The sequence below is a fragment of the Shewanella mangrovi genome, from assembly GCF_000753795.1.
Taxonomy (GTDB): Bacteria; Pseudomonadota; Gammaproteobacteria; order Enterobacterales; family Shewanellaceae; genus Shewanella; species Shewanella mangrovi.
This window is the reverse complement of sequence record NZ_JPEO01000001.1, coordinates 22,333-44,335: the sequence shown is the minus strand read 5'-3', so window position 1 is coordinate 44,335 and position 22,003 is coordinate 22,333. Positions and strand designations below refer to the sequence as shown.

The 22,003-nt window shown below is 46.9% G+C and carries 28 protein-coding genes; 15 read left to right on the top strand and 13 right to left on the bottom strand.

Annotation, left to right across the window (positions count from 1 at the left end; genetic code table 11):
• Positions 1-117: 117 nt before the first annotated feature.
• On the top strand, positions 118-1,119 hold the full coding sequence (locus HR45_RS00240) for a response regulator (RefSeq protein WP_037438558.1): 1,002 nt from the start codon (positions 118-120) through the stop codon (positions 1,117-1,119).
• Positions 1,120-1,135: 16 nt separating this feature from the next.
• Positions 1,136-2,107 (top strand): GGDEF domain-containing protein, encoded by a 972-nt coding sequence (locus tag HR45_RS00235; protein WP_037438557.1) that lies wholly within the window; start codon positions 1,136-1,138, stop codon positions 2,105-2,107.
• Between the two features lie 69 nt (positions 2,108-2,176).
• Here HR45_RS00235 and murA read toward each other — a convergent pair whose 3' ends face one another.
• Genes murA through mlaF form a run of 7 tightly spaced genes read right to left on the bottom strand, consistent with a single transcriptional unit; the run spans position 2,177 to position 6,768 of the window.
• Complete coding sequence (gene murA / locus HR45_RS00230) at positions 2,177-3,439, bottom strand: UDP-N-acetylglucosamine 1-carboxyvinyltransferase (RefSeq protein WP_037438556.1); 1,263 nt, start codon at positions 3,437-3,439, stop codon at positions 2,177-2,179.
• Between the two features lie 12 nt (positions 3,440-3,451).
• Positions 3,452-3,706 carry a BolA family protein gene (locus tag HR45_RS00225; protein ID WP_037438555.1) on the bottom strand — a complete coding sequence of 85 codons (255 nt, stop codon included), beginning with the start codon at positions 3,704-3,706 and terminating at the stop codon, positions 3,452-3,454.
• Positions 3,707-3,730: 24 nt separating this feature from the next.
• The gene (locus tag HR45_RS00220) at positions 3,731-4,003 is read right to left on the bottom strand and encodes an STAS domain-containing protein (RefSeq protein WP_037438554.1); all 273 of its coding nucleotides are present in this window, start codon (positions 4,001-4,003) and stop codon (positions 3,731-3,733) included.
• Positions 4,003-4,659 carry an MlaC/ttg2D family ABC transporter substrate-binding protein gene (locus HR45_RS00215; protein ID WP_037438553.1) on the bottom strand — a complete coding sequence of 219 codons (657 nt, stop codon included), beginning with the start codon at positions 4,657-4,659 and terminating at the stop codon, positions 4,003-4,005. The genes HR45_RS00220 and HR45_RS00215 overlap by 1 nt, the downstream gene beginning before the upstream one ends.
• Positions 4,660-4,668: 9 nt before the next feature.
• Positions 4,669-5,136 carry an outer membrane lipid asymmetry maintenance protein MlaD gene (mlaD, locus tag HR45_RS00210; protein ID WP_037438552.1) on the bottom strand — a complete coding sequence of 156 codons (468 nt, stop codon included), beginning with the start codon at positions 5,134-5,136 and terminating at the stop codon, positions 4,669-4,671.
• Positions 5,137-5,186: 50 nt separating this feature from the next.
• A complete protein-coding gene (gene mlaE, locus HR45_RS00205) occupies positions 5,187-5,969 on the bottom strand; it encodes a lipid asymmetry maintenance ABC transporter permease subunit MlaE (RefSeq protein WP_037438550.1) in 783 nt (260 codons plus the stop codon).
• Complete coding sequence (mlaF, locus tag HR45_RS00200; RefSeq protein WP_037438548.1) at positions 5,956-6,768, bottom strand: phospholipid ABC transporter ATP-binding protein MlaF; 813 nt, start codon at positions 6,766-6,768, stop codon at positions 5,956-5,958. The genes mlaE and mlaF overlap by 14 nt, the downstream gene beginning before the upstream one ends.
• Before the next feature lie 686 nt (positions 6,769-7,454).
• On the opposite strand from mlaF, the gene HR45_RS00195 reads away from it, so the two are divergent.
• From HR45_RS00195 to HR45_RS00150, 10 genes are all read left to right on the top strand, one after another.
• On the top strand, positions 7,455-8,432 hold the full coding sequence (locus tag HR45_RS00195; protein ID WP_037438546.1) for a KpsF/GutQ family sugar-phosphate isomerase: 978 nt from the start codon (positions 7,455-7,457) through the stop codon (positions 8,430-8,432).
• Positions 8,429-8,983 (top strand): 3-deoxy-manno-octulosonate-8-phosphatase KdsC, encoded by a 555-nt coding sequence (gene kdsC, locus HR45_RS00190; RefSeq protein ID WP_037438544.1) that lies wholly within the window; start codon positions 8,429-8,431, stop codon positions 8,981-8,983. Before HR45_RS00195 ends, kdsC begins: the two co-directional genes overlap by 4 nt.
• The gene (lptC, locus tag HR45_RS00185) at positions 8,980-9,540 is read left to right on the top strand and encodes an LPS export ABC transporter periplasmic protein LptC (RefSeq protein WP_037438542.1); all 561 of its coding nucleotides are present in this window, start codon (positions 8,980-8,982) and stop codon (positions 9,538-9,540) included. The genes kdsC and lptC overlap by 4 nt, the downstream gene beginning before the upstream one ends.
• Positions 9,527-10,057, top strand: coding sequence for a lipopolysaccharide transport periplasmic protein LptA (gene lptA, locus HR45_RS00180; RefSeq protein WP_037438541.1), 531 nt, complete (start codon positions 9,527-9,529; stop codon positions 10,055-10,057). Before lptC ends, lptA begins: the two co-directional genes overlap by 14 nt.
• The gene (gene lptB / locus HR45_RS00175) at positions 10,054-10,782 is read left to right on the top strand and encodes an LPS export ABC transporter ATP-binding protein (protein ID WP_037438539.1); all 729 of its coding nucleotides are present in this window, start codon (positions 10,054-10,056) and stop codon (positions 10,780-10,782) included. The genes lptA and lptB overlap by 4 nt, the downstream gene beginning before the upstream one ends.
• Before the next feature lie 87 nt (positions 10,783-10,869).
• Positions 10,870-12,336 carry an RNA polymerase factor sigma-54 gene (locus tag HR45_RS00170; protein WP_037438537.1) on the top strand — a complete coding sequence of 489 codons (1,467 nt, stop codon included), beginning with the start codon at positions 10,870-10,872 and terminating at the stop codon, positions 12,334-12,336.
• A gap of 26 nt (positions 12,337-12,362) precedes the next feature.
• Positions 12,363-12,650: a ribosome hibernation promoting factor gene (gene hpf / locus HR45_RS00165; protein ID WP_037438535.1), complete on the top strand. Its 288-nt coding sequence runs from the start codon at positions 12,363-12,365 to the stop codon at positions 12,648-12,650.
• 2 nt (positions 12,651-12,652) lie between these two features.
• Positions 12,653-13,096 carry a PTS IIA-like nitrogen regulatory protein PtsN gene (ptsN, locus tag HR45_RS00160; protein WP_037438533.1) on the top strand — a complete coding sequence of 148 codons (444 nt, stop codon included), beginning with the start codon at positions 12,653-12,655 and terminating at the stop codon, positions 13,094-13,096.
• Positions 13,093-13,947, top strand: a complete 855-nt coding sequence (rapZ, locus tag HR45_RS00155; protein ID WP_037438531.1) for an RNase adapter RapZ — start codon at positions 13,093-13,095, stop codon at positions 13,945-13,947. The genes ptsN and rapZ overlap by 4 nt, the downstream gene beginning before the upstream one ends.
• Positions 13,934-14,209 (top strand): HPr family phosphocarrier protein, encoded by a 276-nt coding sequence (locus HR45_RS00150; RefSeq protein ID WP_037438530.1) that lies wholly within the window; start codon positions 13,934-13,936, stop codon positions 14,207-14,209. Before rapZ ends, HR45_RS00150 begins: the two co-directional genes overlap by 14 nt.
• On the opposite strand, the gene HR45_RS00145 is transcribed toward HR45_RS00150, so the two are convergent.
• Both HR45_RS00145 and HR45_RS00140 read right to left on the bottom strand, forming a co-directional pair.
• Positions 14,206-14,586 carry a hypothetical protein gene (locus HR45_RS00145; RefSeq protein ID WP_052074391.1) on the bottom strand — a complete coding sequence of 127 codons (381 nt, stop codon included), beginning with the start codon at positions 14,584-14,586 and terminating at the stop codon, positions 14,206-14,208. The genes HR45_RS00150 and HR45_RS00145 overlap by 4 nt on opposite strands.
• Positions 14,587-14,615: 29 nt before the next feature.
• Positions 14,616-15,281 carry a YiaD family glycine zipper/OmpA-like lipoprotein gene (locus HR45_RS00140; protein ID WP_037438528.1) on the bottom strand — a complete coding sequence of 222 codons (666 nt, stop codon included), beginning with the start codon at positions 15,279-15,281 and terminating at the stop codon, positions 14,616-14,618.
• Positions 15,282-15,779: 498 nt separating this feature from the next.
• Between HR45_RS00140 and HR45_RS00135 the strand changes: the two genes are divergently transcribed.
• Positions 15,780-15,971, top strand: coding sequence for a hypothetical protein (locus tag HR45_RS00135; protein WP_037438526.1), 192 nt, complete (start codon positions 15,780-15,782; stop codon positions 15,969-15,971).
• Positions 15,972-16,564: 593 nt separating this feature from the next.
• Here HR45_RS00135 and mnmC2 read toward each other — a convergent pair.
• From mnmC2 to HR45_RS00115, 4 genes are all read right to left on the bottom strand, one after another.
• Entirely contained in the window at positions 16,565-17,257 is a 693-nt protein-coding gene (gene mnmC2 / locus HR45_RS00130; protein ID WP_037438524.1) for a tRNA (5-methylaminomethyl-2-thiouridine)(34)-methyltransferase MnmC2, read from the bottom strand.
• A 67-nt stretch (positions 17,258-17,324) separates the two neighbouring features.
• Entirely contained in the window at positions 17,325-18,854 is a 1,530-nt protein-coding gene (locus tag HR45_RS00125) for a DHA2 family efflux MFS transporter permease subunit (protein ID WP_052074390.1), read from the bottom strand.
• A gap of 6 nt (positions 18,855-18,860) precedes the next feature.
• Complete coding sequence (locus HR45_RS00120; protein WP_037438522.1) at positions 18,861-19,925, bottom strand: HlyD family secretion protein; 1,065 nt, start codon at positions 19,923-19,925, stop codon at positions 18,861-18,863.
• Between the two features lie 5 nt (positions 19,926-19,930).
• Complete coding sequence (locus HR45_RS00115) at positions 19,931-20,362, bottom strand: MarR family winged helix-turn-helix transcriptional regulator (RefSeq protein ID WP_037438520.1); 432 nt, start codon at positions 20,360-20,362, stop codon at positions 19,931-19,933.
• A 369-nt stretch (positions 20,363-20,731) separates the two neighbouring features.
• Here HR45_RS00115 and HR45_RS19315 point away from each other — a divergent pair, with 369 nt between their 5' ends.
• Together HR45_RS19315 and HR45_RS00110 are read left to right on the top strand one after the other, a co-directional pair.
• A complete protein-coding gene (locus HR45_RS19315) occupies positions 20,732-20,899 on the top strand; it encodes a hypothetical protein (protein ID WP_156103973.1) in 168 nt (55 codons plus the stop codon).
• A gap of 362 nt (positions 20,900-21,261) precedes the next feature.
• Positions 21,262-22,002, top strand: coding sequence for a sensor histidine kinase (locus HR45_RS00110; RefSeq protein WP_162180634.1), 741 nt, complete (start codon positions 21,262-21,264; stop codon positions 22,000-22,002).
• Position 22,003: the final 1 nt, after the last annotated feature.

Genomic DNA, 22,003 nt, shown 5'->3' with positions numbered 1-22,003 from the left:
TCAACAATTGCTTGCTAGCCTTTGCCGACGTAATCCCAAATTTATTCTTATACTTAAAGCCTCGCGGGCCAATCTTGTTGGCCACTCAGGAATTTGCCACATGGAGAGCCGCTGTTTATGACCATTCCGGTGCTGATATGCGATGACTCAGCGTTAGCGCGCAAACAGATGGCGCGCACCCTACCCAAAGAATGGGATGTCGAAGTGACCTATGCCACCAATGGTGCTGAAGGGATAGAAGCGATCAAAGCGGGCAAAGGCGAAATCGTGTTTCTCGATCTGAACATGCCGGTGATGGATGGTTATGAAGTGCTGCGTACCGTACAACAACATGACCTGCCGGCAATGATCATCGTGGTATCTGGCGATATTCAAATCCAAGCTCATCAGCGGGTGAAAGCGCTTGGTGCGCTCGACTTTATTCAAAAACCGGTCAGCGCAGGCGCGATTACCAATATCTTGGAAGAATACGGCATTCTGACCTTAGCACTGAAAGAGCAGCCTGCCAGTAATGACAACCCGATGCTCAAAGTGGATTTGCGCGATGCCTGCCAAGAAGTGGCTAACGTCGCCATGGGACGCGCCGCCGATCTGCTGTCGAAGCTGTTAGATGTATTCGTGCTGCTGCCCATTCCCAACGTCAATGTGCTCGAAGTGAGTGAGTTGACCATGGCGCTGAAAGCGACTGAGAGTGAGTCGAAAATTTCCGCCTTGTGCCAAGGATTTATCGGCGCTGGTATCGCTGGAGAAGCGTTATTGCTGTTTCACGACAGCAGCTTTGCCGATATGGCCAAGTTAATGAATATGAGTAATCCGGAAAATCCTAACACTGAAATTGAAGTGATGATGGATACCGGCAATGTGCTAATAGGCGCTTTTCTCAATGGCATTTCAGCGCAACTCGATATGCATTTCAGCCAATCGCATCCGGTCGTACTAGGCAGGCATTGCACCGTTAATGATCTTATTCACGATAACTCTGGTCGCTGGAACCGTACCTTGGCGATGGAGATCAACTATCAAATTGAAGGCCACAATGTAGAGTGCGATTTACTACTACTGTTCACCGAAGACTCCATGCCGACACTGGAGTTCAAGTTAGGCTATTTAATGGAGTAAGGGCGGCAAACACACAATGAGTAAAGTAGACGACCTCAACGCGATGAATGAACTTCATTGGCTAATCGATATGGTGCAAACCATTGAAGTTGGCCTAGTGGTGCTTGACCGCCAATACAATATTCAGTTGTGGAATGGTTTTATGGAAAACCACAGCGGTATTTCACCCAATGATATTAAAGGCTCCAATCTATTTGACCGTTTTGATGATCTGCCAGCGACTTGGCTTAAGCAGAAAATGGAATCTGTCTTTCTGTTAAATAATCAGGCTTTTATTAGTTGGGAACAACGTCCTTACGTGTTCAAATTCCGCAACTACCGTCCCATCACCGGACGGGCCGAATTTATGTTTCAAAACATTACCTTACTGCCACTATCATCGCTGACGGGACAAATCACCCACCTGAGTATGATTGTGTATGACGTTACCGATGTGGCGATTAACAAGATGCAACTCGATAACGCAACAGACAAACTACAGCTGCATAATCAAACCGACGCCTTAACCTTGCTGCTTAACCGCCGCTATTGGCTACAAAATGCGGTGCAGGAATTTGAGCGCTTTAACCGTTATTGCGAGCCGGTCAGTATGCTATTGATCGATTTAGATCATCTGAAACAGATCAATGAAACTTATGGCCATATTGCTGGCGACCGCGCTATTCAACACGTTGCCCATGTGATGAAAAAGAACTTGCGGACCACAGATATTGGCGGTCGCTATGGCGGTGAAACCTTAGGTATCATTTTGAATCATAGCTCAGCAACTGAAAGTGCCATTCAGGCAGAGCGTGTTAGAGCGGAAATTGAAGCCGCCGAATTTACCTATAACAGCCGAAAAATAAAAGTCACGGTCAGCATCGGTATTTGCGAATTAACGGAAGAGCTGCAAAGCCCAGATAAATGGTTGGATAAAACCGATGAAGCATTGGCACTGGCAAAAGTATCAGGCAGAAACTGCATTAAGGCCATAGGAACTCAGCTGTAAAGATACAGCGTTACCAAAGCAAAAAACCACTCAAAGATGAGTGGTTTTTATGGGGAAAACTGCAAACACCTAGCCGCTAATGCGCTCGACTTGTCCACCAAGGCCGCTAAACTTGGCCTCAATGTGCTCATAGCCTCGGTCGAGATGGTAAATACGGTCAACCACAGTCACGCCTTCTGCCATCAAGCCAGCAATCACCAAACTTGCCGACGCACGTAAGTCTGTCGCCATCACCTGCGCACCATTGAGAAACTCTTTGCCGTGAATAATACAGGTGTTGCCTTCAAGCTCCATATTGCTGCCCATACGGATAAGCTCTGGCACATGCATAAAACGGTTTTCAAAAATCGTTTCGGTTACGCGTCCGGTACCTTCAGCCAATGCGTTTAACACACAGAACTGTGCTTGCATATCCGTAGGAAACCCTGGATAAGGCATGGTCTTGATGCTGATGGATTTTGGACGGTTGCCCTTCATATCGAGTTCAATCCAGTCATCACCGACAGTGATGTCAGCCCCAGCTTCTTCCAGCTTAGCCAATACCGCTTCGAGCGACTTAGGATCGGCATCCAAACAACGAATACGACCGCGAGTGACGGCTGCCGCGACGAGGAACGAACCGGTTTCAATCCGATCTGGCATGACGCGATAATGGCAACCGTTAAGTTTTTCGACCCCTTGGATCTTCAACGTTGCCGAACCAATACCTTCAATTTTAGCGCCCATGGCAACCAAACAGTTGGCTAAATCGACAACTTCAGGCTCTCGCGCCGCATTTTCAATAATGGTTTCGCCTTCCGCCAACACCGCCGCCATCAGCAGGTTTTCGGTAGCCCCGACACTCACCATATCCATAAAGATATGAGCACCTTGCAAGCGACCATCAATGCGCGCTTTAACGTAGCCTTCTTTGACCTCGATATTCGCGCCCATCAATTCCAAACCGTGCAAGTGCAGGTTGACAGGACGAGCACCAATAGCACAACCACCGGGCAATGACACATCGGCCTTACCAAACCGTGCCAACAATGGTCCCAAGATCAAGATCGAGGCACGCATGGTTTTCACTAATTCGTAGGGCGCACAAAACTCGTTAATAGTGCTCGCATCAATGCTGACATTGCCTTGACCGTCTGCGTCAACTTTAGCCCCCAGACAAGCAATCAATTTACACGAGGTGGAGACATCACGCAGATTAGGCACATTGGAGAGGATAAAAGGCTCATCGGTCAGCACGCCTGCCATCAGAATCGGCAGAGCCGCATTTTTTGCTCCAGAAATAACCACGCTACCGGCGAGCGCACCGCTCGCCTGGATTTTTAACTTGTCCACAAAGGCTCCCTTCTAGGGCATGTTGAAGATTTTTTCCCGCTGCCACTGTTCGGGAGTGAAGGTTTTGATACTCAGTGCGTGTAACTCACCACTGGTAATGCGATCCATTAAAGGCGCGTAAATAGCCTGTTGTTGCTTAATTTTGCTCATGCCATCGAAGCACTCGCCTACCGCTACAATCTTAAAATGGGTACCTTCCGCCGTCACGTAGACTTCGGCTAGGTTCAGCGCCTGCTGAAGCAGTTGTTCTATCTCTTTGGTATCCATTGGAATTAACCTTGTTCGCTGACGTTACTCTGTAAAAAAGGCTTCTAAATCGTATAACGAAACCAGTTTTTTTACCTGTTCAGAGGGTGCTTTCAGTACCAGTGTTCCTTTTGCCTGGCTCAGCAACTCCATCAAAAACGCCATCCCGGCGCTATCAACATATTCCAGCGCGCTGAGATCGAGCACTTGAATATTGTCCGCCACTAAGCTTTGGCGTTGAGGCCAGAGGTCTTTGACATCCTGCTGGCTCAAGCGCCCCATCAAACGACAAGTGTTACCCTGCGGTTCAAATTGCATTACAGCGCGTCCTTACCTTTAGGGCCGTTCATATCGATAGCGGTATTAGCTTTTTCTTTCAACATGCTAATCACTTCATCAATACCTTTAGAGCGGATCAGACCGGTAATTTCAGTTTGTTTTGAATTTAACAAACTGATGCCTTCTGCCACTAGGTCAAACGCTTTCCACGTATCATCGTTTTGACGACGCGCTTTAAACTGTAGCTTAATCGGCGGACGGCCATTTTCCACAATTTGTACTGGCACTTCCACTATCTTCTCACCGGCAAAATCGCTGGCGTGGCCAAATTCCACTTTCTGATCTGTGTATTCAGTAAATGCCTGAGCATAGGTAGACACCAGATAACCTTCAAATGCCGCGCTAAATTCATCGCGCTGCTCTTTAGTGGTTTGACGCAAATAAGTCCCTAATACTTTGTATGACGCATAACGGCTATCAATGTAAGGCAGCATCTCTTCTGTCACGATGACTTTTAGATGGTTAGGGTCTTTCTTGATCAGTGCCTTATCATGTTCAAAACGAGCAAAGGTGTGATCCGCTACATCTTTGATCATGACATATGGGTCTTTGTAATCTTTATGCTCTGTCGCAACGGCTTGCGTTGTCACAGTCGCTGCTAAGCTGAACAACAGCGCAGATATAAACTTCTTCATTTTCTACTCCTACTTATCCTTGCTGCTATAGAGGAATTGACCGATAAGGTCCTCTAGCACCATGGCAGAATGCGTATCATCGATGCGATCACCATCTTTCAGTATGGAGATACCGTCATCCATAAAACCAGGGGTTAGCCCAAGATATTGCTCACCCAACAAACCAGATGTCAGTACAGACACAGAACTGGTTTCTGGAAATTTGTCGTACTGCTTGTCCATTGTCATGGTGACCACGGGTTCGAGTTTTTCAGGATCTAAACTGATGGCGCTTACACGCCCCACGACCACACCACCAACTTTCACTGGCGAACGCACTTTGAGTCCACCGATATTGGTAAACTCGGCTCTGAGCGTATATGTATCGCTACTGGTACTTACGTCCACATTGGCTACCTTGTAAACCAATGCCAAAAAGGCCAACAGCCCAGCCAGCAAGAACAAACCAACCAGCAACTCTATCTTTTTAGTCACCATAATCCGTTACCAATCACTTATCTTTATCAAAGGTGAACGCATCGTTTGGCTTAACCAAACATCAATGCGGTCAACAGAAAATCCAAGGCTAAAACAGCCAAACTCGATTGCACCACTGTTTGCGTGGTCGCGCGACTAATCCCTTCTGGATTAGGGGTTGAATGGTAGCCGCGATATAACGAAATCCACGTCACCACCCAAGCAAATACCACGCTTTTAATCAAACAGTTCACAATATCCTGACGCCACTCAACGGCCGCTTGTAAAATTGACCAGAATGCACCGTCATCAATACCTTTCCACGACACACCAACCAAATAGCCGCCATAAACCCCGACAGCAACAAACATCAGTGACAGCAACGGCATACTGATAAGACCGGCCCAGAAACGTGGGGCGATGACTTGCCTTAGCGGGTCAACGGCCATCATCTCCAAGCTTGATAGCTGCTCGGTGCTTTTCATCAAGCCCAGTTCTGCGGTTAATGCCGACCCGGCACGGCCAGCAAAGAGCAACGCGGTCACTACCGGCCCTAATTCACGCAGCAGACTAAGCGCCACTAATGGTCCCAAGCTTTGCTCAGTACCAAAGTCCACAAGGATAGTGTAGCCCTGCAGCGCCAGTACCATGCCGATGAACAGGCCTGAGACCACCACAATAATCATTGACTGCACACCCACCACATAGATCTGCTTGATCAGCAGCGGCGTCCCCTTTTTCACTCGTGGCACCTGTACTAACGCGCCCCATAGCATAATGCCGGCTTGTCCCATCCCTCGGACGAGATTAATCGCGCGGGCGCCCAGCGCAGTTATCGAATCAATCATGTGCACCCAACAGCTCCTCTTTATATGCATCCGCAGGGAAATGGAATGGCACAGGGCCATCAGGCTCACCATCGATAAACTGACGTAACTGCGGATTATCTGACTGGCGCAACTGCTGCGGCGTACCATGTGCGATAATACGCTGTTCAGCTATCACATAGACATAATCAGCAATACTGAGCACTTCCGACACATCGTGCGACACGACAACGGATGTCAGCGACAACGCATCAGACAAATCTTTAATCAGCTTAACCAAAACCCCCATCGAGATTGGGTCTTGGCCGGTAAAGGGTTCATCGTAAAGCACCATTTCTGGTTCTAGGGCAATGGCGCGAGCAAGAGCTGCGCGGCGTTGCATCCCACCAGATAATTCGCTCGGCATTAATTGTGCGGCACCGCGTAAACCAACGGCTTGCAGCTTCATTAACACAATACGACGAATAATGGCTTCGGGCAGTTCCGAATGTTCTCTGAGGGCAAACGCTACGTTGTCAAAGACATTCATATCCGTGAATAGCGCTCCACTTTGGAACAACATGCTCATCCGCTTACGCGCTTCAAATAACGCATTGCGACTCAATTTATGGATATTTTGTCCGTCAAACAGCACTTCCCCTTTATCAGGGGTTAACTGGCCACCGATCAATTTCAGTAGGGTCGTTTTACCAATGCCGCTCGGCCCCATGATTGCAGTCACTTTGCCTTTGGGGATCTTGAGACTAATATCGTCGTAAATCACCCGCGAGCCTCGACTGAAACGGAGGTTGTTGACTTCGACCAATGCGGTCTGTTCTTGGCTCATGTCTGAATCCGTTTGAAAATCCTGAACAGGAATTTTGAAATTGGCGTCACTCTTCTGCAGTGTAGCGCGAGATGAATGATTCCATTCCCTTTCATCCCAACTTAGCTGCATGCTAGCAACTGATCTCTGAACTTCGCCTGAATGGTCGAATGACCAAAAAGACGCTCATCTGTGGGCAAAGAATTGTACGCAATTTAGTTGTTGCAAACAACTGATGCCCCAAAGCCGGGCCTCTGCTCTTTTCATTTAAAGCAAATGCAGCGACAATGCTGTGAATTTCAGAAAAGTCGATTTAACTTGAGTAGCATCATCTGTGTTTTGTGCAGCATAATCCTTGCGCCATAACAATATCTAATAGAAAAAATCGACTATAATCATGCAATTATTTAACTATTCCTGATGTTAGCGGCAAAGGTACTGATGATAACATCGAGGTTATCGCTGGCGCGTATTCAGAGTGATGTACATTGCAATGCTGATTGGAATTGTTTCATTCAGAAAGAATTAATATCCAAAATGCACCTCATTGTTGCATTTATTAAACCAATAGGCAGTGGTGGTTTAAGTTGTTAGCTGTATTGTAACGATTTGCTACTCCTAGTAGCCAAACAACCTAAGCGCCATGGCCAAGAAAGAGTTAGCTGCAGTAGCAAAAATACGATAGCTGCATTGGACGAGTAAAGACTATGACAGATGCAAGTCAACTGCGTCATTGGGGGCGCAAGGTTATCGATATTGAAAAGCAGGCGTTAGAACATCTGTATCAATATGTCGATTCAGATGAATTCGCCAGCGCCTGCCAGATGATCCTGCAATGTGCAGGCAAAGTAGTGGTCATGGGCATGGGTAAGTCCGGCCATGTTGGCAACAAAATTTCCGCCACACTCTCAAGTACCGGCACACCCTCTTTTTTTGTGCATCCAGGTGAAGCCAGTCATGGTGATCTGGGCGTACTCAGTGAAAATGATATCGTGTTGACTATCTCCAATTCGGGGGAGTCTCACGAAATATTGACCTTGATGCCAGTCATTAAACGGCAAGGCATTCCGGTCATTGCCATGACCGGAAATCCCGAATCCACCATGGCCAAGCATTCGCAGTTGCATCTTTGCATAAAGGTGCTGGAAGAGGCTTGTCCACTGGGATTGGCGCCAACATCCAGTACCACCGCGACGCTGGTGATGGGAGATGCCTTAGCCATTGCGCTTTTACAGGCGAAAGGCTTTACTAAAGATGACTTTGCGATGTCACATCCAGGTGGCGCGCTCGGACGTAAATTGCTGCTGAAGGTCTGCGATATCATGCATAAAGGTGACGATACGCCGATCGTACGCGACAATATTAGTATCACTGAAGCCTTGTACGAGATTTCCCGTAAAGGCCTTGGCATGACAGCCATTGTCAACGAACAGCAGCAGTTAGTCGGTATCTTCACCGATGGTGATTTACGCCGTGTCATTGATGCAGAAGTAAATCTACGTCAGACCTTAATTTCCGAGGTGATGACGCGTAACTGTACCTCCGTCAGCGATTCAATTTTGGCGGCAGAAGCACTGAAAATCATGGATGATCGCAGCATCAATGGCCTGATTGTGGTGGATAAACAACAGCAGCCTATTGGAGCACTCAATATGCTTGATTTAGTCAATGCGGGGGTAATGTGACACAACATCCAACCTTTTACGGTCCAGTTGATGCTGAAGTTTGGCAAAAGGCACGGCAGATCCGCTTGTTGATCTGCGACGTTGATGGTGTGTTCTCTGACGGCCGCATCTATATTGGAAATCAGGGTGAGGAATTAAAAGCATTCCACACTCGTGACGGCTACGGTATTAAAGCACTGCAATCGAGCGGCATTCATGTTGCGGTGATCACTGGCCGCAAATCGCAAATTGTTGAACGTCGCATGACTGCCTTGGGCGTGCAGCATATTTACCAAGGAATCGACAACAAACTCGAACCATTTAACGAGTTGCTGAACATCTATCAGATCGCGCCAGAGCAGGTCGCCTATATCGGCGACGATATGGTTGACCTGCCAGTAATGCAGCAAGTCGGCTTAGGCGTTTGTGTGGCGGATGGCCACCCACAAGTGAAAAAACAAGCCGATATGGTCACAACCATTAACGGTGGCTTTGGTGCGGTGCGAGAACTTGCAGATCTGCTTTTGCTCAGCCAAAATCTGCTCGCGAGTGCCCATGGAATGAGTATATGAACCGCGTAACGTTGGCCATCATCGCCTTTTTTGCTGCTGCCATTGTGTTGTACTGGCAAGTACAAACCAAGCGCAATAATGAGCAGCCTACGGTTGTAAGTACTGAGGCTCAGCCCGACTACGTTGCTGACAATCTGAAAAGCGTGAGCTTTGATGAAAATGGCAAAATTGCTACCCGCGTTTCTGCCACTCATATGGAGCACTTCGCTGATACTGACACCACAGTATTTGAGCAACCGATTTACCATATCTACCCCGATAATGGTGATGCCCAATGGAAGATGTCTGCTGAGCAAGGACAACTCAATCGCACACAGCATAAGGTTGTGCTGCAAAATAATGTTATGATTGACGCCATTACACCGGATGATCCAATCCGCTCATTAACGACGCAATATCTAGAATTAGATGTGTCGACCATGATTATGACCTCGCAAGAGCAGGTTTTTATGAAAGGCAGCGGATTTCACGCATCTGGTATTGGACTTTACGCCGATTTAAACGCCCAGCAGTTGAAACTGTTGAGTGACATTAAAGGTACCTATGAGAGCAAATAAAATTCTTCTGGCCGCATTACTCGGCGCCACCAGTCTGATGGCTACCGCTGCGAACATCGATTTATTGCAAGAGGTGAAGATTAAAGCCGCGACACAGTTTGCTGATCTCAAAAACAAACGTGTGGTATACGGTGGCCCGGTGGTGGTGACCCAAGGTTTGCTCACACTCAACGCTGACGAACTAAGCGCTTCTTCACCAGAAAAAGATGAGGACCGCATTCTCATCGCTAAGGGCGCACCCGCAACCTTTACCCAAAAGCAGGAAGATGGCTCCCTCACAACCGCCAGAGCGAGCGAAATTCAGTTTAATATCAATCAACGAGTGCTCACACTGATTGGTAACGCTAAGGTGGAACAAGGCGGCAGTATGTCGTCAGCGGACAAAATTATCTACGATCTGAACAAGCAACAACTGCAAGCAATTGGCAGTGGTCAAGAGCAGGTCACCACAGTGATTCGACCGGATAATTTGCCGAAAGAACCAACCACACCAAAATCCGAACAGGAGCAGCCATGACCAGCGTTTTAAAAGCGACCAATCTGGCTAAAAGCTATAAAAAACGTTCGGTGGTGAAAGATGTAAGTCTGCAGGTAAATACCGGGCAGATTGTTGGCTTACTGGGCCCAAACGGCGCGGGTAAAACTACCACCTTTTACATGGTGGTGGGATTAGTACAGAGCGACAACGGGCGTATCTATATTGACGAAGACGATTTGACGCTCGACCCGATGCATCTGCGAGCCCGCAAAGGGATTGGCTACCTGCCACAAGAAGCAAGTATTTTCCGCAAGCTTTCAGTCCGCGATAACATCATGGCGGTCCTGCAAGTACGCAAAGGACTAAGCAATGATGAGCGGGAAACCATTCTCGAACAGTTGCTAGAAGAGTTTCATATCACCCATATTCGGGACAGTCTTGGCATGGCGCTTTCAGGTGGTGAACGCCGCCGAGTGGAAATTGCTCGCGCACTCGCCGCTGATCCGAAATTTATTCTGCTGGATGAGCCGTTCGCGGGTGTTGACCCAATTTCTGTTATCGACATCAAGAAAATTATTGAACAATTGAAGTCTAGAGGCCTTGGCGTATTGATTACTGATCATAACGTGCGCGAAACTCTAGATGTGTGCGAGCACGCTTATATCGTTAGCCATGGACAGCTTATTGCTGAAGGGACACCAGCCGAAATCCTCGACAACCAACAAGTTCGCGCTGTGTACTTAGGGGAACAATTCAGGCTATAGTAGCTCATTGGGAGCAAAAACATATTATAAAACAATCGCCTCCTAGCGATTGTTTTACGGCATTAATTTGGGGATTAGCAGTCAACCATGAAAGCGTCACTTCAGCTTAAGCTGGGTCAGCAATTAACTATGACACCGCAACTGCAGCAGGCCATTCGTCTACTGCAGCTGTCATCGCTTGAGTTGCAGCAAGAAATCCAACAGGCGCTAGACTCCAACCCTATGTTGGAAGTCAACGAAGATGCCGATTCTAACGACAACAGCCTAGACGCTGACAACAACGACACAGAACAAGCATCAGCCAATGAGGTCGAAGATAGCTCGTCGGTAGAAACCAGCGATGCGCTCAATAATCAGGAGCTGCCTGAAGAGCTGCCGATGGACACCACTTGGGATGAAGTCTTTACTGCCGCACCTACGGGGTCTTCTGGTGCCATCCGTGATGATGATATGCCATTTCAGGGCGAAACCAGCGAAGGTCTGCATGAGCATCTTGAATGGCAGAAGAATCTGACGCCATTTTCAGAAACTGATGAAGCCATTGCGACCGCCATTATCGAAGCAATCGACGAACGCGGTTATCTCACCCAATCAGCAGAAGAGATTCTCGAAGCACTCGGCTTAGATGACGTTGAAGTTGATGAAGTTGAAGCGGTGTTGAAACGTATTCAGCACTTTGATCCTGTCGGTGTGGCCGCGCGCGATCTACGAGAATGTTTGCTGATCCAACTCTCACAGTTCAGCGATGATGTGCCCGACTTAGCTAATGCTCGGATGTTGATCGATGAATATCTCGATCTTATTGCCGCCAAAGATTACCGCACCTTAATGCGTAAAACTCGACTGAAAGAAGATGAGTTACGTGATGCAATCAATCTTATTCAAACACTCAACCCTCGCCCAGGGTTAGTGATTCAGGAATCTGAGGACGAATATGTCATTCCTGATGTGACGGTGTGGAAGAAAAACGGCCGCTGGGTCGTAGAACTCAATCCTGACTGCATGCCGAAGATCAGCATCAATCAGCAGTATGCCACCATGGCACGTAGCGTTCGTAGCCAGTCAGATAGCCAATTCATTCGTGGTCATCTGCAAGAGGCCAAATGGTTTATCAAGAGTCTTGAAAGCCGCAATGATACCCTGCTGAAAGTGGCCAATTGCATTGTGCAATTCCAACAAGGTTTCTTCGAATATGGTGAAGAAGCGATGAAGCCTATGGTACTCAATGATATTGCCGAAGCGGTGGAGATGCATGAATCGACCATTTCAAGGGTTACCACGCAGAAGTATATGCATACACCTCGCGGTATTTTTGAGCTGAAATATTTCTTCTCTAGCCACGTTGGTACTGACGATGGTGGGGAATGTTCATCGACCGCGATTCGTGCTTTCATTAAGAAGCTGGTCGCTGCCGAGAACCCTAAAAAGCCATTGAGCGATAGCAAAATGGCGCAACTACTTGCAGAGCAAGGGATTAACGTAGCCAGACGTACAATTGCCAAATATCGGGAAGCAATGCTTATTCCGCCATCAAATCAGCGGAAAAGCCTTTAATATGCCGAAACGCAGAGGAGTCATCTATGCAAATTAATCTTGCCGGAAAACATCTCGAGATAACCGATTCTCTGCGTCATTACGTTGATAGTAAATTTGCCAAACTTGAACGTCATTTCGAACAGATCAATAATGTCCACATTGTTCTGACTGTTGAAAAAGCACTACAGATAGCAGAAGCCAAGCTAAACCTTTCAGGCGGCGAAGTTTTTGCGACCTCTCAACATGACGACATGTACGCCGCCATTGACATCCTGATTGATAAACTGGATCGTCAGGTCATTAAACACAAAGAAAAGCTGACAAAATATTAACGATGGAACTTAGTACCATCCTGCGGCCGGAATGTACCACCTGTGCCACTCCGGGCAGTAAGAAAAAGGTACTGGAGCTCATCAGCGATCTCGCAGCAGCCCAGTATCCCAACCTATCCTCCCAAGCCATTTTTGAAAGTCTGTTGGCGCGGGAACGTATGGGCAGTACAGGTATCGGTAACGGTATTGCGATCCCTCACGGGCGTTTACCTGATATCGACACACCCGTTGCTGTGCTGATTAAGTGTGAAGAGGCTATCGCCTTTGACGCTATTGATAATCAGCCAGTTGATATCCTATTTGCGCTGATTGTGCCCGCTGATCAGTGCCAGCAACATCTCAGTACACTCTCTGCCATGGCAGAGAAGCTGAGTGATAAGCAAGTGCTCAAACAGTTGCGTAAAGCCGCAGATGAGCAGGAGCTGTATCAGGTGATAACGGCATGAAGTTGGCAATAGTCTCAGGTCGCTCAGGCTCAGGAAAATCTGTCGCCCTGAGAGTATTGGAAGATCTGGGTTACTATTGCGTTGATAATCTGCCTCTGCAGATGATTGGCGACTTGTTGTTGAATTTGCGGGGTAGTAACGAACTGGTAGCGATTAGCGTTGACGTACGCAACCTGCCCAACCAAGACAAGCTATTAGAAAGCCAGTTAGCTAAACTCCCCGAAAATACCGAAGTTATCAGCTTTTTTCTCAATGCTTCAGATAAGGTGCTCATTAAGCGCTACAGCGAAACCCGCCGTTTACACCCCCTGTCGAAACAACACAAATCACTCAAAGAAGCCATCGAAGAAGAAGGCGAGCTGCTAGAACCGATTTCACAGCTGATGGATCATTATATCGATACATCATCAGCCAATATTTATGAACTTAGTGATATGGTGCGCGAGATTTTACTCGGCACCTCATCCAAAGAGCTGGTGATCAACTTTGAATCGTTCGGGTTTAAGCATGGCCTGCCCGCAGAAGCCGACTTTATCTTTGATGTCAGGTTTCTGCCTAACCCTCACTGGGAAGTGAACCTACGCCCCTATACCGGTCTCGACGAACCCGTACAACAGTTTCTTTCTCGTCAGCCGCTGGTGAACAAGCTCATCTGGCAGATTGAGAACTTGTTCGAAACTTGGTTACCACATCTCGAGCGTAATAATCGTAGCTACTTAACCATTGCGATCGGTTGTACTGGTGGGCAACATCGTTCCGTGTATGTTGCCGAACAACTTGCACGACGCTTTAATACCGGAAAACACCGAGTCCAAGCAAAACACCGGGAGCTACAAAGTGGCAAAAGTTGAACGCGAAATTGAGATCATCAATAAATTAGGATTGCATGCGCGCGCCGCCACCAAACTTGCCGTATTAGCCAATGCTTTTGATGCCAACGTCACTATCATTCAGGGGAATAAAAAGGCCTCAGCTGCCAGCGTACTCGGCCTACTGATGCTGGAAACGGGGATGGGGAAAACCATCACACTCAGTGCCGATGGACCAGAAGCAGAACAAGCGTTAGATGCTATCTGCAAACTTATCAACGCGAGGTTTGACGAAGCGAGTTAAGCCATTCTGGCGACTATTGGTGCCCCTTTGCTCATGAGTACAGAAACACATTCATGTTCTGTCACCATAAGGTATTCATTGGGTTGCTGATGCACTGAAGACATAAAGCCACTGCGTGAGCTTTCCTGCTCAAACCAGCCACCAGCAGAGATCTGGAATAACCAACCATTGGACAGGCTACAAACGGTCCAGAACTCTGCTAAGTCGCTTTGATCCAATAATCGACAACCGATGACGTTGGGGAAATAAACACTCACATTGTGTTGATCAACAGATAACGCGACATCCAAACTGCCCGCTCCGTAGGTCAACGCACGCAGCTGGACACTATTTCCCTGACAATCGTGACTGACCGCCACGCCTTCGATTTTGATCATATCCTGCAGCAGCTCCTTATTTGAAAGGATTACTGAGGTAACGGCGTCAGAATAATTTCTACACGGCGATTCTGAGCACGTCCCTGAGCGGTGTCGTTTGATGCAATCGGCTGGTTCTCGCCGGCACCTTGAGTGACCACACGTTGGCCTGCAACACCTTTACTGATGAGGTAACTTCCCACAGCAGAGGCACGTACCTGAGATAGACGCATGTTATAAGAAGCGCTACCGGTACTGTCCGTATGCCCAATAACATTGAGCTGGGTTTTACTATATTCATTAACCACCAGCACCACGCTATCTAACACTGACATAGCACGGTTGCTCAAATTTGAACTATCTACGCCAAATGTCAGCTCATTGGGCATATTGAGCACGATAGTGTCACCATTGCGAGTCACCCCCACGCCGGTTGCATCAAGCTGTTGGCGTAATTTTGCCTCTTGCACATCCATGTAATAACCAATACCGCCACCAACAGCTGCACCAGATGCCGCACCTATCAATGCCCCTTTACCACGATCATGTTTACTTGACGTTGCCACACCAATAGCCGCACCGGCCACAGCGCCAATCAGCGCTCCGGTTGATGACTTCGCAGTCTGCTCTTCTTTAGTGTAGGGATTTACCGTGGTACAACCGGCGGCCATTGTTGCGACTACGACAGTTGCTAGCAGTTTTTTAGAAATCGGCATCACATCGCCTCCTTGTCTTATTTAATATTCGCGATGAACTAACCCTCAGTATATCTTGAGGAAATTAACTCACAACTAATGAATGATTGCTTCCTTTTAGTTTATCACCCAAATTCAGCCTTGATTCAGTAATAGCATCTTCGCTACACCTCTATGCCGTATCGCATTGTAACTTTCTTCCGAAGCAGTGCATCCACACGCACCATTTTGGTTCAACGTGCACACCGATGGATCCTATCGAATTTAATCGATTTCTACCTAATTTCACTTACCCACTGTTTTTATTGAAAAAATATTCCAATAAAAAATTGGCACAGTTCTTACATATAACCAAAGTAGTAGACCACTACGACGAGGAGGAAAGAATGAAACGTTTCTTCGTATTCTTGACAGACTGTCGACAGTGTTGGAGCGAGCTTCAGCACTTGGGCATCAGCCAGTGGGATGTAGATTAAGCATCATAGATTTTATTTTCAGGGTCAATAGCAGGAGGAACGTATGATTGATGCAGGCATTAAAGCTAAAGCAATGAGCGATCTCTCCCATGGCAAATTACATTTTGACGTTGCTCGTCGATATGGATTACCAACTAAGACGCTATTCGTTTGGTCGGCTGAAGCAGACACTGATATTAAAGAAAAAGGCTTTGCTGCATTGATGTCATCGTTAAAACGTTTGATGTCGGTGTGAGCTAACGATTTAGGCAAGATTGAACTGAACCTTGTGTTATCGCCCCCAACGATAGATGAAAGTGTGCTCCCCAAATTCGCGCTTCTCTAGGTTTAATCTTGTCATTTTTATTCAAGGTCAGTAGCGGGACGCTGCAGACCATAGGTAGTAAACAGCATGCTGTCGCTACCAAGTAAGTTTCGACTTGGGTGGGCTGAACACCTTGTTATCGCCCCCAACGATAGAAAATGTGCCTAAAAATACAATATTGCGCTAATTCTAGGTTCACTTAGGTCGTCTTTTATTCAGGAAGAAAGTTGTTAGCGGCAGGACGGTCGCTAAATCACAAGGAAAAACAAGGAAGGGAAAAGCAGCAGATCACATGCTAGGCAAAGATTAACAATTAAATAGTGATCTGCTGAAGTTTCGACAGAGGTGGGCAAATCATTTAAATCGCCCCCACGATAAAAATGAGCCCGACGACAATAATAAATCGCTACATTCGTTTGTCCATCTCTGTCATTTTATTCTGAGTTAATTGCTTACATTATGTGAACTTGTTCAAATAGATGTAGACAAAATGTCTCATTTCAAAGCGCTTTTTCAAAACGCCTTTATTTCCAAGCTCTGGTCATTTCACGCTTTCCTAACGCTCCTGGATGTGCCCTCACGCTAAACCCTGCAGCTTTTAAATGGCGTTTAAACTGCCCATTAGCACAATAAGATACCAACATGCCATCAGGCTTTAATAAGGCGAAACATTTTTGGAAATTCGCTAAGCTCCAGACGTCGGGCTGTTTGCTTGGTGCAAATGCGTCAAAGTAAATGAGGTCGAATGATGCTGGACATCCCTCAAATTGCTCAAGAGCAACCACACGTTTTTCTATAGCAAACTGCTGACTCAGCCGAACCTGTGTATTCCAAGCCGCTTGGTGAATCGCATCAAACAAACTGAAGTAGCGTGTAGGTAACAACGCGGGGTAATTGAGCTGCTGCGCGAGTTGCGCGGTGATGGGAAACGGCTCTAGTGACACATAATGCACTTGCGGAATATCACCAGCCCTCTGTGCCGTCAGCTCATCTAAATAGCCTAAGGTCATTAATGCGTTTAGCCCTGCGCCAAAGCCCACTTCCAGAATATTGAGTTGCTGTGTAATGTGCGGCAGCACTACTGCGAAGCCGGATTCAATAAAGACGTAGCGCGCCTCCGCCAGCGCACCACGATTGGAATGATATGTTTCATCTAACTCGGCATTATATAGCGTGTGCGAACCGTCCTCAGTCAACTGCAATGAAACCTGATCCATGATGTACTACTTTCCATGTTGTGTTTTCACCTGTAAGGCGGCACCAACGCTTTCGTCATCAACCGCCTTACGACGCGGATATTCTGCGCTCAGGAGGCTTTCGCAGCAACACGATCATCACCAACATCAACACACATAAGAACATCATCATTCTAAAATCCTGCAGATAGCCCAATACGCTGGCTTGAAAGCTCACTTGGGCATTCACGTTGGCGAGTCCTGTCACGCTATCCAAACTTAACGCGCCTCGACTCACAGCCTCCTGCAAAGGCCGACTAAAAGGTTGGATATACTCAGAAAACACTTGATGGTTGATTTGTAGTCGGTGCGATAAGAACGTGGTGACAGCAGAAATGCCAATACTGCTACCAATATTGCGCAGCAGGCTATAAAGCGCGGTTGCTTCGTTGCGGTACTGCGCAGGTAACGTCGAGAAGGTTAAGGTAGATAACGGCACAAACACTAAGCCCATCCCAAATCCTTGCACAATGCCTGTATGAATAATTTCCCACTTAGACACGTCGACAGAGAACAATGTCATTTCCCACAACGAGAAAATCATCAATATCAGTCCGGCGACAATTAAGTAACGCACATCAACTTTGGATGCGAGTTTCCCCACCAGCATCATCCCCGCCATGGTGCCAAAGCCTCGCGGCGTTAGCAGTAAGCCAACATCAATTACCGGATAGCCCATCAAACTTTGCAAAAATGGCGGTAACAGTGCCATGGTTGCCAATAAAATCACGCCAATAAGAAACACAAACAATAGCCCGATAACAAAATTTCGGTCTTTAAACATCTGCGGTTCAAGAAAAGGATGTTTGGCTGTCATGGTATGAACAAGGAACATATACATCGCTAGCGCGGCGACGGCAGCTTCAATGACAATCTCCATCGCATCAAACCAATTTTGTGACTCGCCGCGATCCAAAAATAGCTGCAATCCGCCGATCGCAATGGCCAATAAGGTAAAACCGAACACATCGAACTTGCGCTGTCTATCTATTGGGGTTTCCTGCACAAATGCCGCAATCCCCATCCACGCCATAAGTCCAAAAGGGACATTGATGTAAAACACCCAACGCCAGTTGTAATATTCAGTCAACCAGCCACCGAGCGAAGGTCCGAGGATGGGGCCCACCATGACGCCAACACCCCACATGGCCATGGCCGAGCCGTGTTGTTCCGTTGGATAGCTGTCTAGCAGAATGGATTGCGATAGCGGCACCAAACTGGCACCGAAGACCCCTTGTAGCAGACGGAACAATACAATTTGCTCTAACGACTGTGCAGCACCACAAAGAATCGATGCCAGCGTAAAGCCAATCACCGACCAGATAAACAGCTTTTTACGACCAATACGCGCGGCAATAAACCCGGTCAACGGCATGCTGATCGCAGCAGAGACAATATAAGAAGTTAATACCCAAGAGATCTGATCTTGGGTCGCCCCCATTGCCCCCTGCATATGAGGAAGCGCCACATTGGCAATGGTAGTGTCCAACGCCTGCATAATGGTCGCTAACATGACCGACAAGGTAATAAAGCCGCGATGTTTCACTTTCGCCGCTCCAGCATGTGTCACTTCAGCCATGCGTCATCACCAATGGAGCGAACGTCGATGACCTGTATCAATGGTCACGTCGGCACTCAAACCTGCTCGCAATCGGGGGGCGTGCGGATTGTCATCGATATGAATACGAATGGGTAAACGTTGCGCCACCTTCACCCAGTTTCCTGTGGCATTTTGTGCTGGAATTACCGCAAACTCAGAGCCAGTTGCTGGACTCATACTTGCCACTTCACCATGCCAGACGAGATCTGGCTGGTAGTCCACATGAATTTCAACAGGTTGACCAACATTCACATGCGTCAGATCTTTTTCGGTAAAGTTAGCTTCAACCCATAAAGACTTATCAGCAACCAACATCAAAGCACTCTTACCGGGAGCAAGATACTCGCCCAATTCAATAACATGGGTAACAACACCAGAAGTTGGTGACACCACAGTTACGCGGCTGAGATCATACTCTGCCTTTGCTAGTGACGCCTTGGCCTTAAGATATTTAGGATTTTGTTCAATAGGCTGATTAACATCTCCGCCCAAGCCCTCTTCAGCCAGCTTTAGCTCTGCCATCAAGGTGCTGATCTGCATCTTCTCCTGCACCGTATCTTGGCGCGCAGCATCATAGTCAGATTCCGATACATAATGTTGCTTCAACAAATCTTGTTTGCGTTGCTGCTCACGCTGCAAATACGCCAATTCATTCTGCGCCGCGGCAATGCTGGCTTGTTTAGCGTAATAGTTAGCTTTTAGCGCTTTTAACAAACTAACCGTGTCGTTTAAATTTGCTTGCGCTTGCGCGAGGGCAATCTGATAAGGCTGAGCATCGACTTTAAACAACAACTGCCCCGCCTCGACATGTTGGTTATCTTTGACCGCTACTTGCACCACAGTGCCAGCAATATCGGCACCAATCAGCGACATATCCGCTTTTACATAGGCATTGTCGGTTTCGACATAACGGCCGCCCATCAGGTAGACAACAATAGCAGCAGCGACAATCAATATAGGTAGCACCACTAGCAATAACAGGCGTTTTACACGCAATTTTGGCTTGCCATTTGCGCTGGTGTTAAGCGCTTTCTCTGTGTGTTGATTCATAAAAGCTATTTTTTTAATGAAAGATTAGAGTGGAGGGTCTCAAGCACATGTTTAAAAATGGCGATATCAGTCTCGGCAAGGCCTGAAGCTGCAGCATCCCAGATATCGTCAACGATGGCTTTTATTTCGATAAGCTGGCCATTGCCTTTCTCGGTAATAAATAGACCATGAGCGCGACGGTCATTAGGGTCTTTACGGCGTTCCAACAGAGAGAGCGCTACCAGATGATCGAGTACTGGCACTAAACTCATTGGCTTTATTTCCATCAGTTCAGCCACTTCAACTTGCCGTATACCTGGATGCATAGCGACACACTTTAAAGCCCGTGCTTGAGCCAGTGTGATGCCAATGTCAGTTGCCAACTCATGAGTCTGAAATTCCCGCCGCAGCAACCGCAAAATATCTACCATCAGGTAGCCTACTGACTGTTGTGCCATATCTCGGTCTCTCAATAACGGTGTGAGCGAAGAATGATAAGGTTAACTTATTATTTGTCAACCAATGTTAATCAAGGAAGTGCAGTAGTGAGTAAATCCAAACTCACCCTATATGTAATACAATTACAAAAATACAGATTAAGCTCGTTTTTTAGGCAATTTATGTAGCTTTAGGACAAAAAATAAAAGCAAAAAATCGTGTAAAATGTGGAATCACCTATCAAAAATGAATAAATATCATTTAAAAACAATAAGTTATTAAAAAATTACCGTTATGTAATTTTTTTACAGAAAAACATTGCGTGAGTTCACGTATATGCCTATAATTACACCATCAAAAGAAATTAACTTACAGAAAGGAGAAACGACATGGTATACGGAGTACAAAACTTCTACTACATGTACTACGAACGCCCTAATCGTAAGGCGGTTAAAGCAAATGCAACTATTGCTGCAAAAGCTGAAAACAAGCCAACGGTAAGTGCGAAAAATGTAACAGTACCAGCATTCGCAACCTCAAACGTTGCCACTTGCTAATCTAACAATTAAGGAGACACACTATGATCTACGGCATGCAAAACTACTATCACTTGTATCTGCAAAAAAACCGTAAACAAGCAGTAAAACAGAACAGCAAATAATCCCTTCCTTTCAGGTAACACCTGTCTGAGATTCCGATGCTTTCCCCGATCAGGGGCTACAAATTAGATTACACACTCTCCAAAAAAAAACACATGTATCAATGTGTTACTCAATTTCTTCAAACTTACACATTCTTTACACAAACTAACTTTTCCTGAATTGCATTGCGCCCTGTGCCCGCTACCATTTAGTTAATGTATGGCTGTAGTGCCAAAGCTTATTGGTCTGCCACACCTTTATTAACTGAATTTGGCCATATGAACAGATCTCCCGCATTTGTTGCAGCAGTCGTCCCTCATTTCCCAAGCGGATATCGAGAAAGCGCCACCATCATTGCGGCAGAGAATGCGCTGCGTCAGATGCTACTGCATGATTTGAAATTACCTCTGACGGTGTTGAAAGGTGAATTAGAGGCACTGCAAGATGGTATTCATCAATGGACTCCTGCTGTCATAAGTTCAATGCTGGGTGAACTTGACCAGATGAACACCTTACTGAACACATTCGAACCGTCCAATGAAGAGACTCGGCAACAACACCCTATTTCGCTGTCTGGTTTTATCTCACGCCAACAGTCACAATTTTATCGTGTCGCGACTCAAACCGGACTCACTTTGCGAATGCATATTCAACCTCATCTTTGGGTCGATGCTGATATCACGCCACTAAAGCGCATCATGCAAAACCTGCTCAGTAACAGTATCAAATACACGAAAAGTCCCGGCACTATCGATATACAGCTCAAGCGTGCCGACGATACAGGTCAATGTGAACTCATTTGGCAAGACAGCAGCCCGGGGGTCAGTTTACACGAACTGCCCTTATTGGCTCGTGCTCATTTCAGAACACATTCCGCTACCCATACCCAAGATGGAAAAGGACTGGGATTATGGGGCGTCAAGCAAATGGTGCAGCAGCTCAATGGCTCGGTTAATTTCAGCCAATCGAGCTTGGGAGGCTTAGGTGTCACCATCAGTCTGCCATACTTAGGCTATTGAG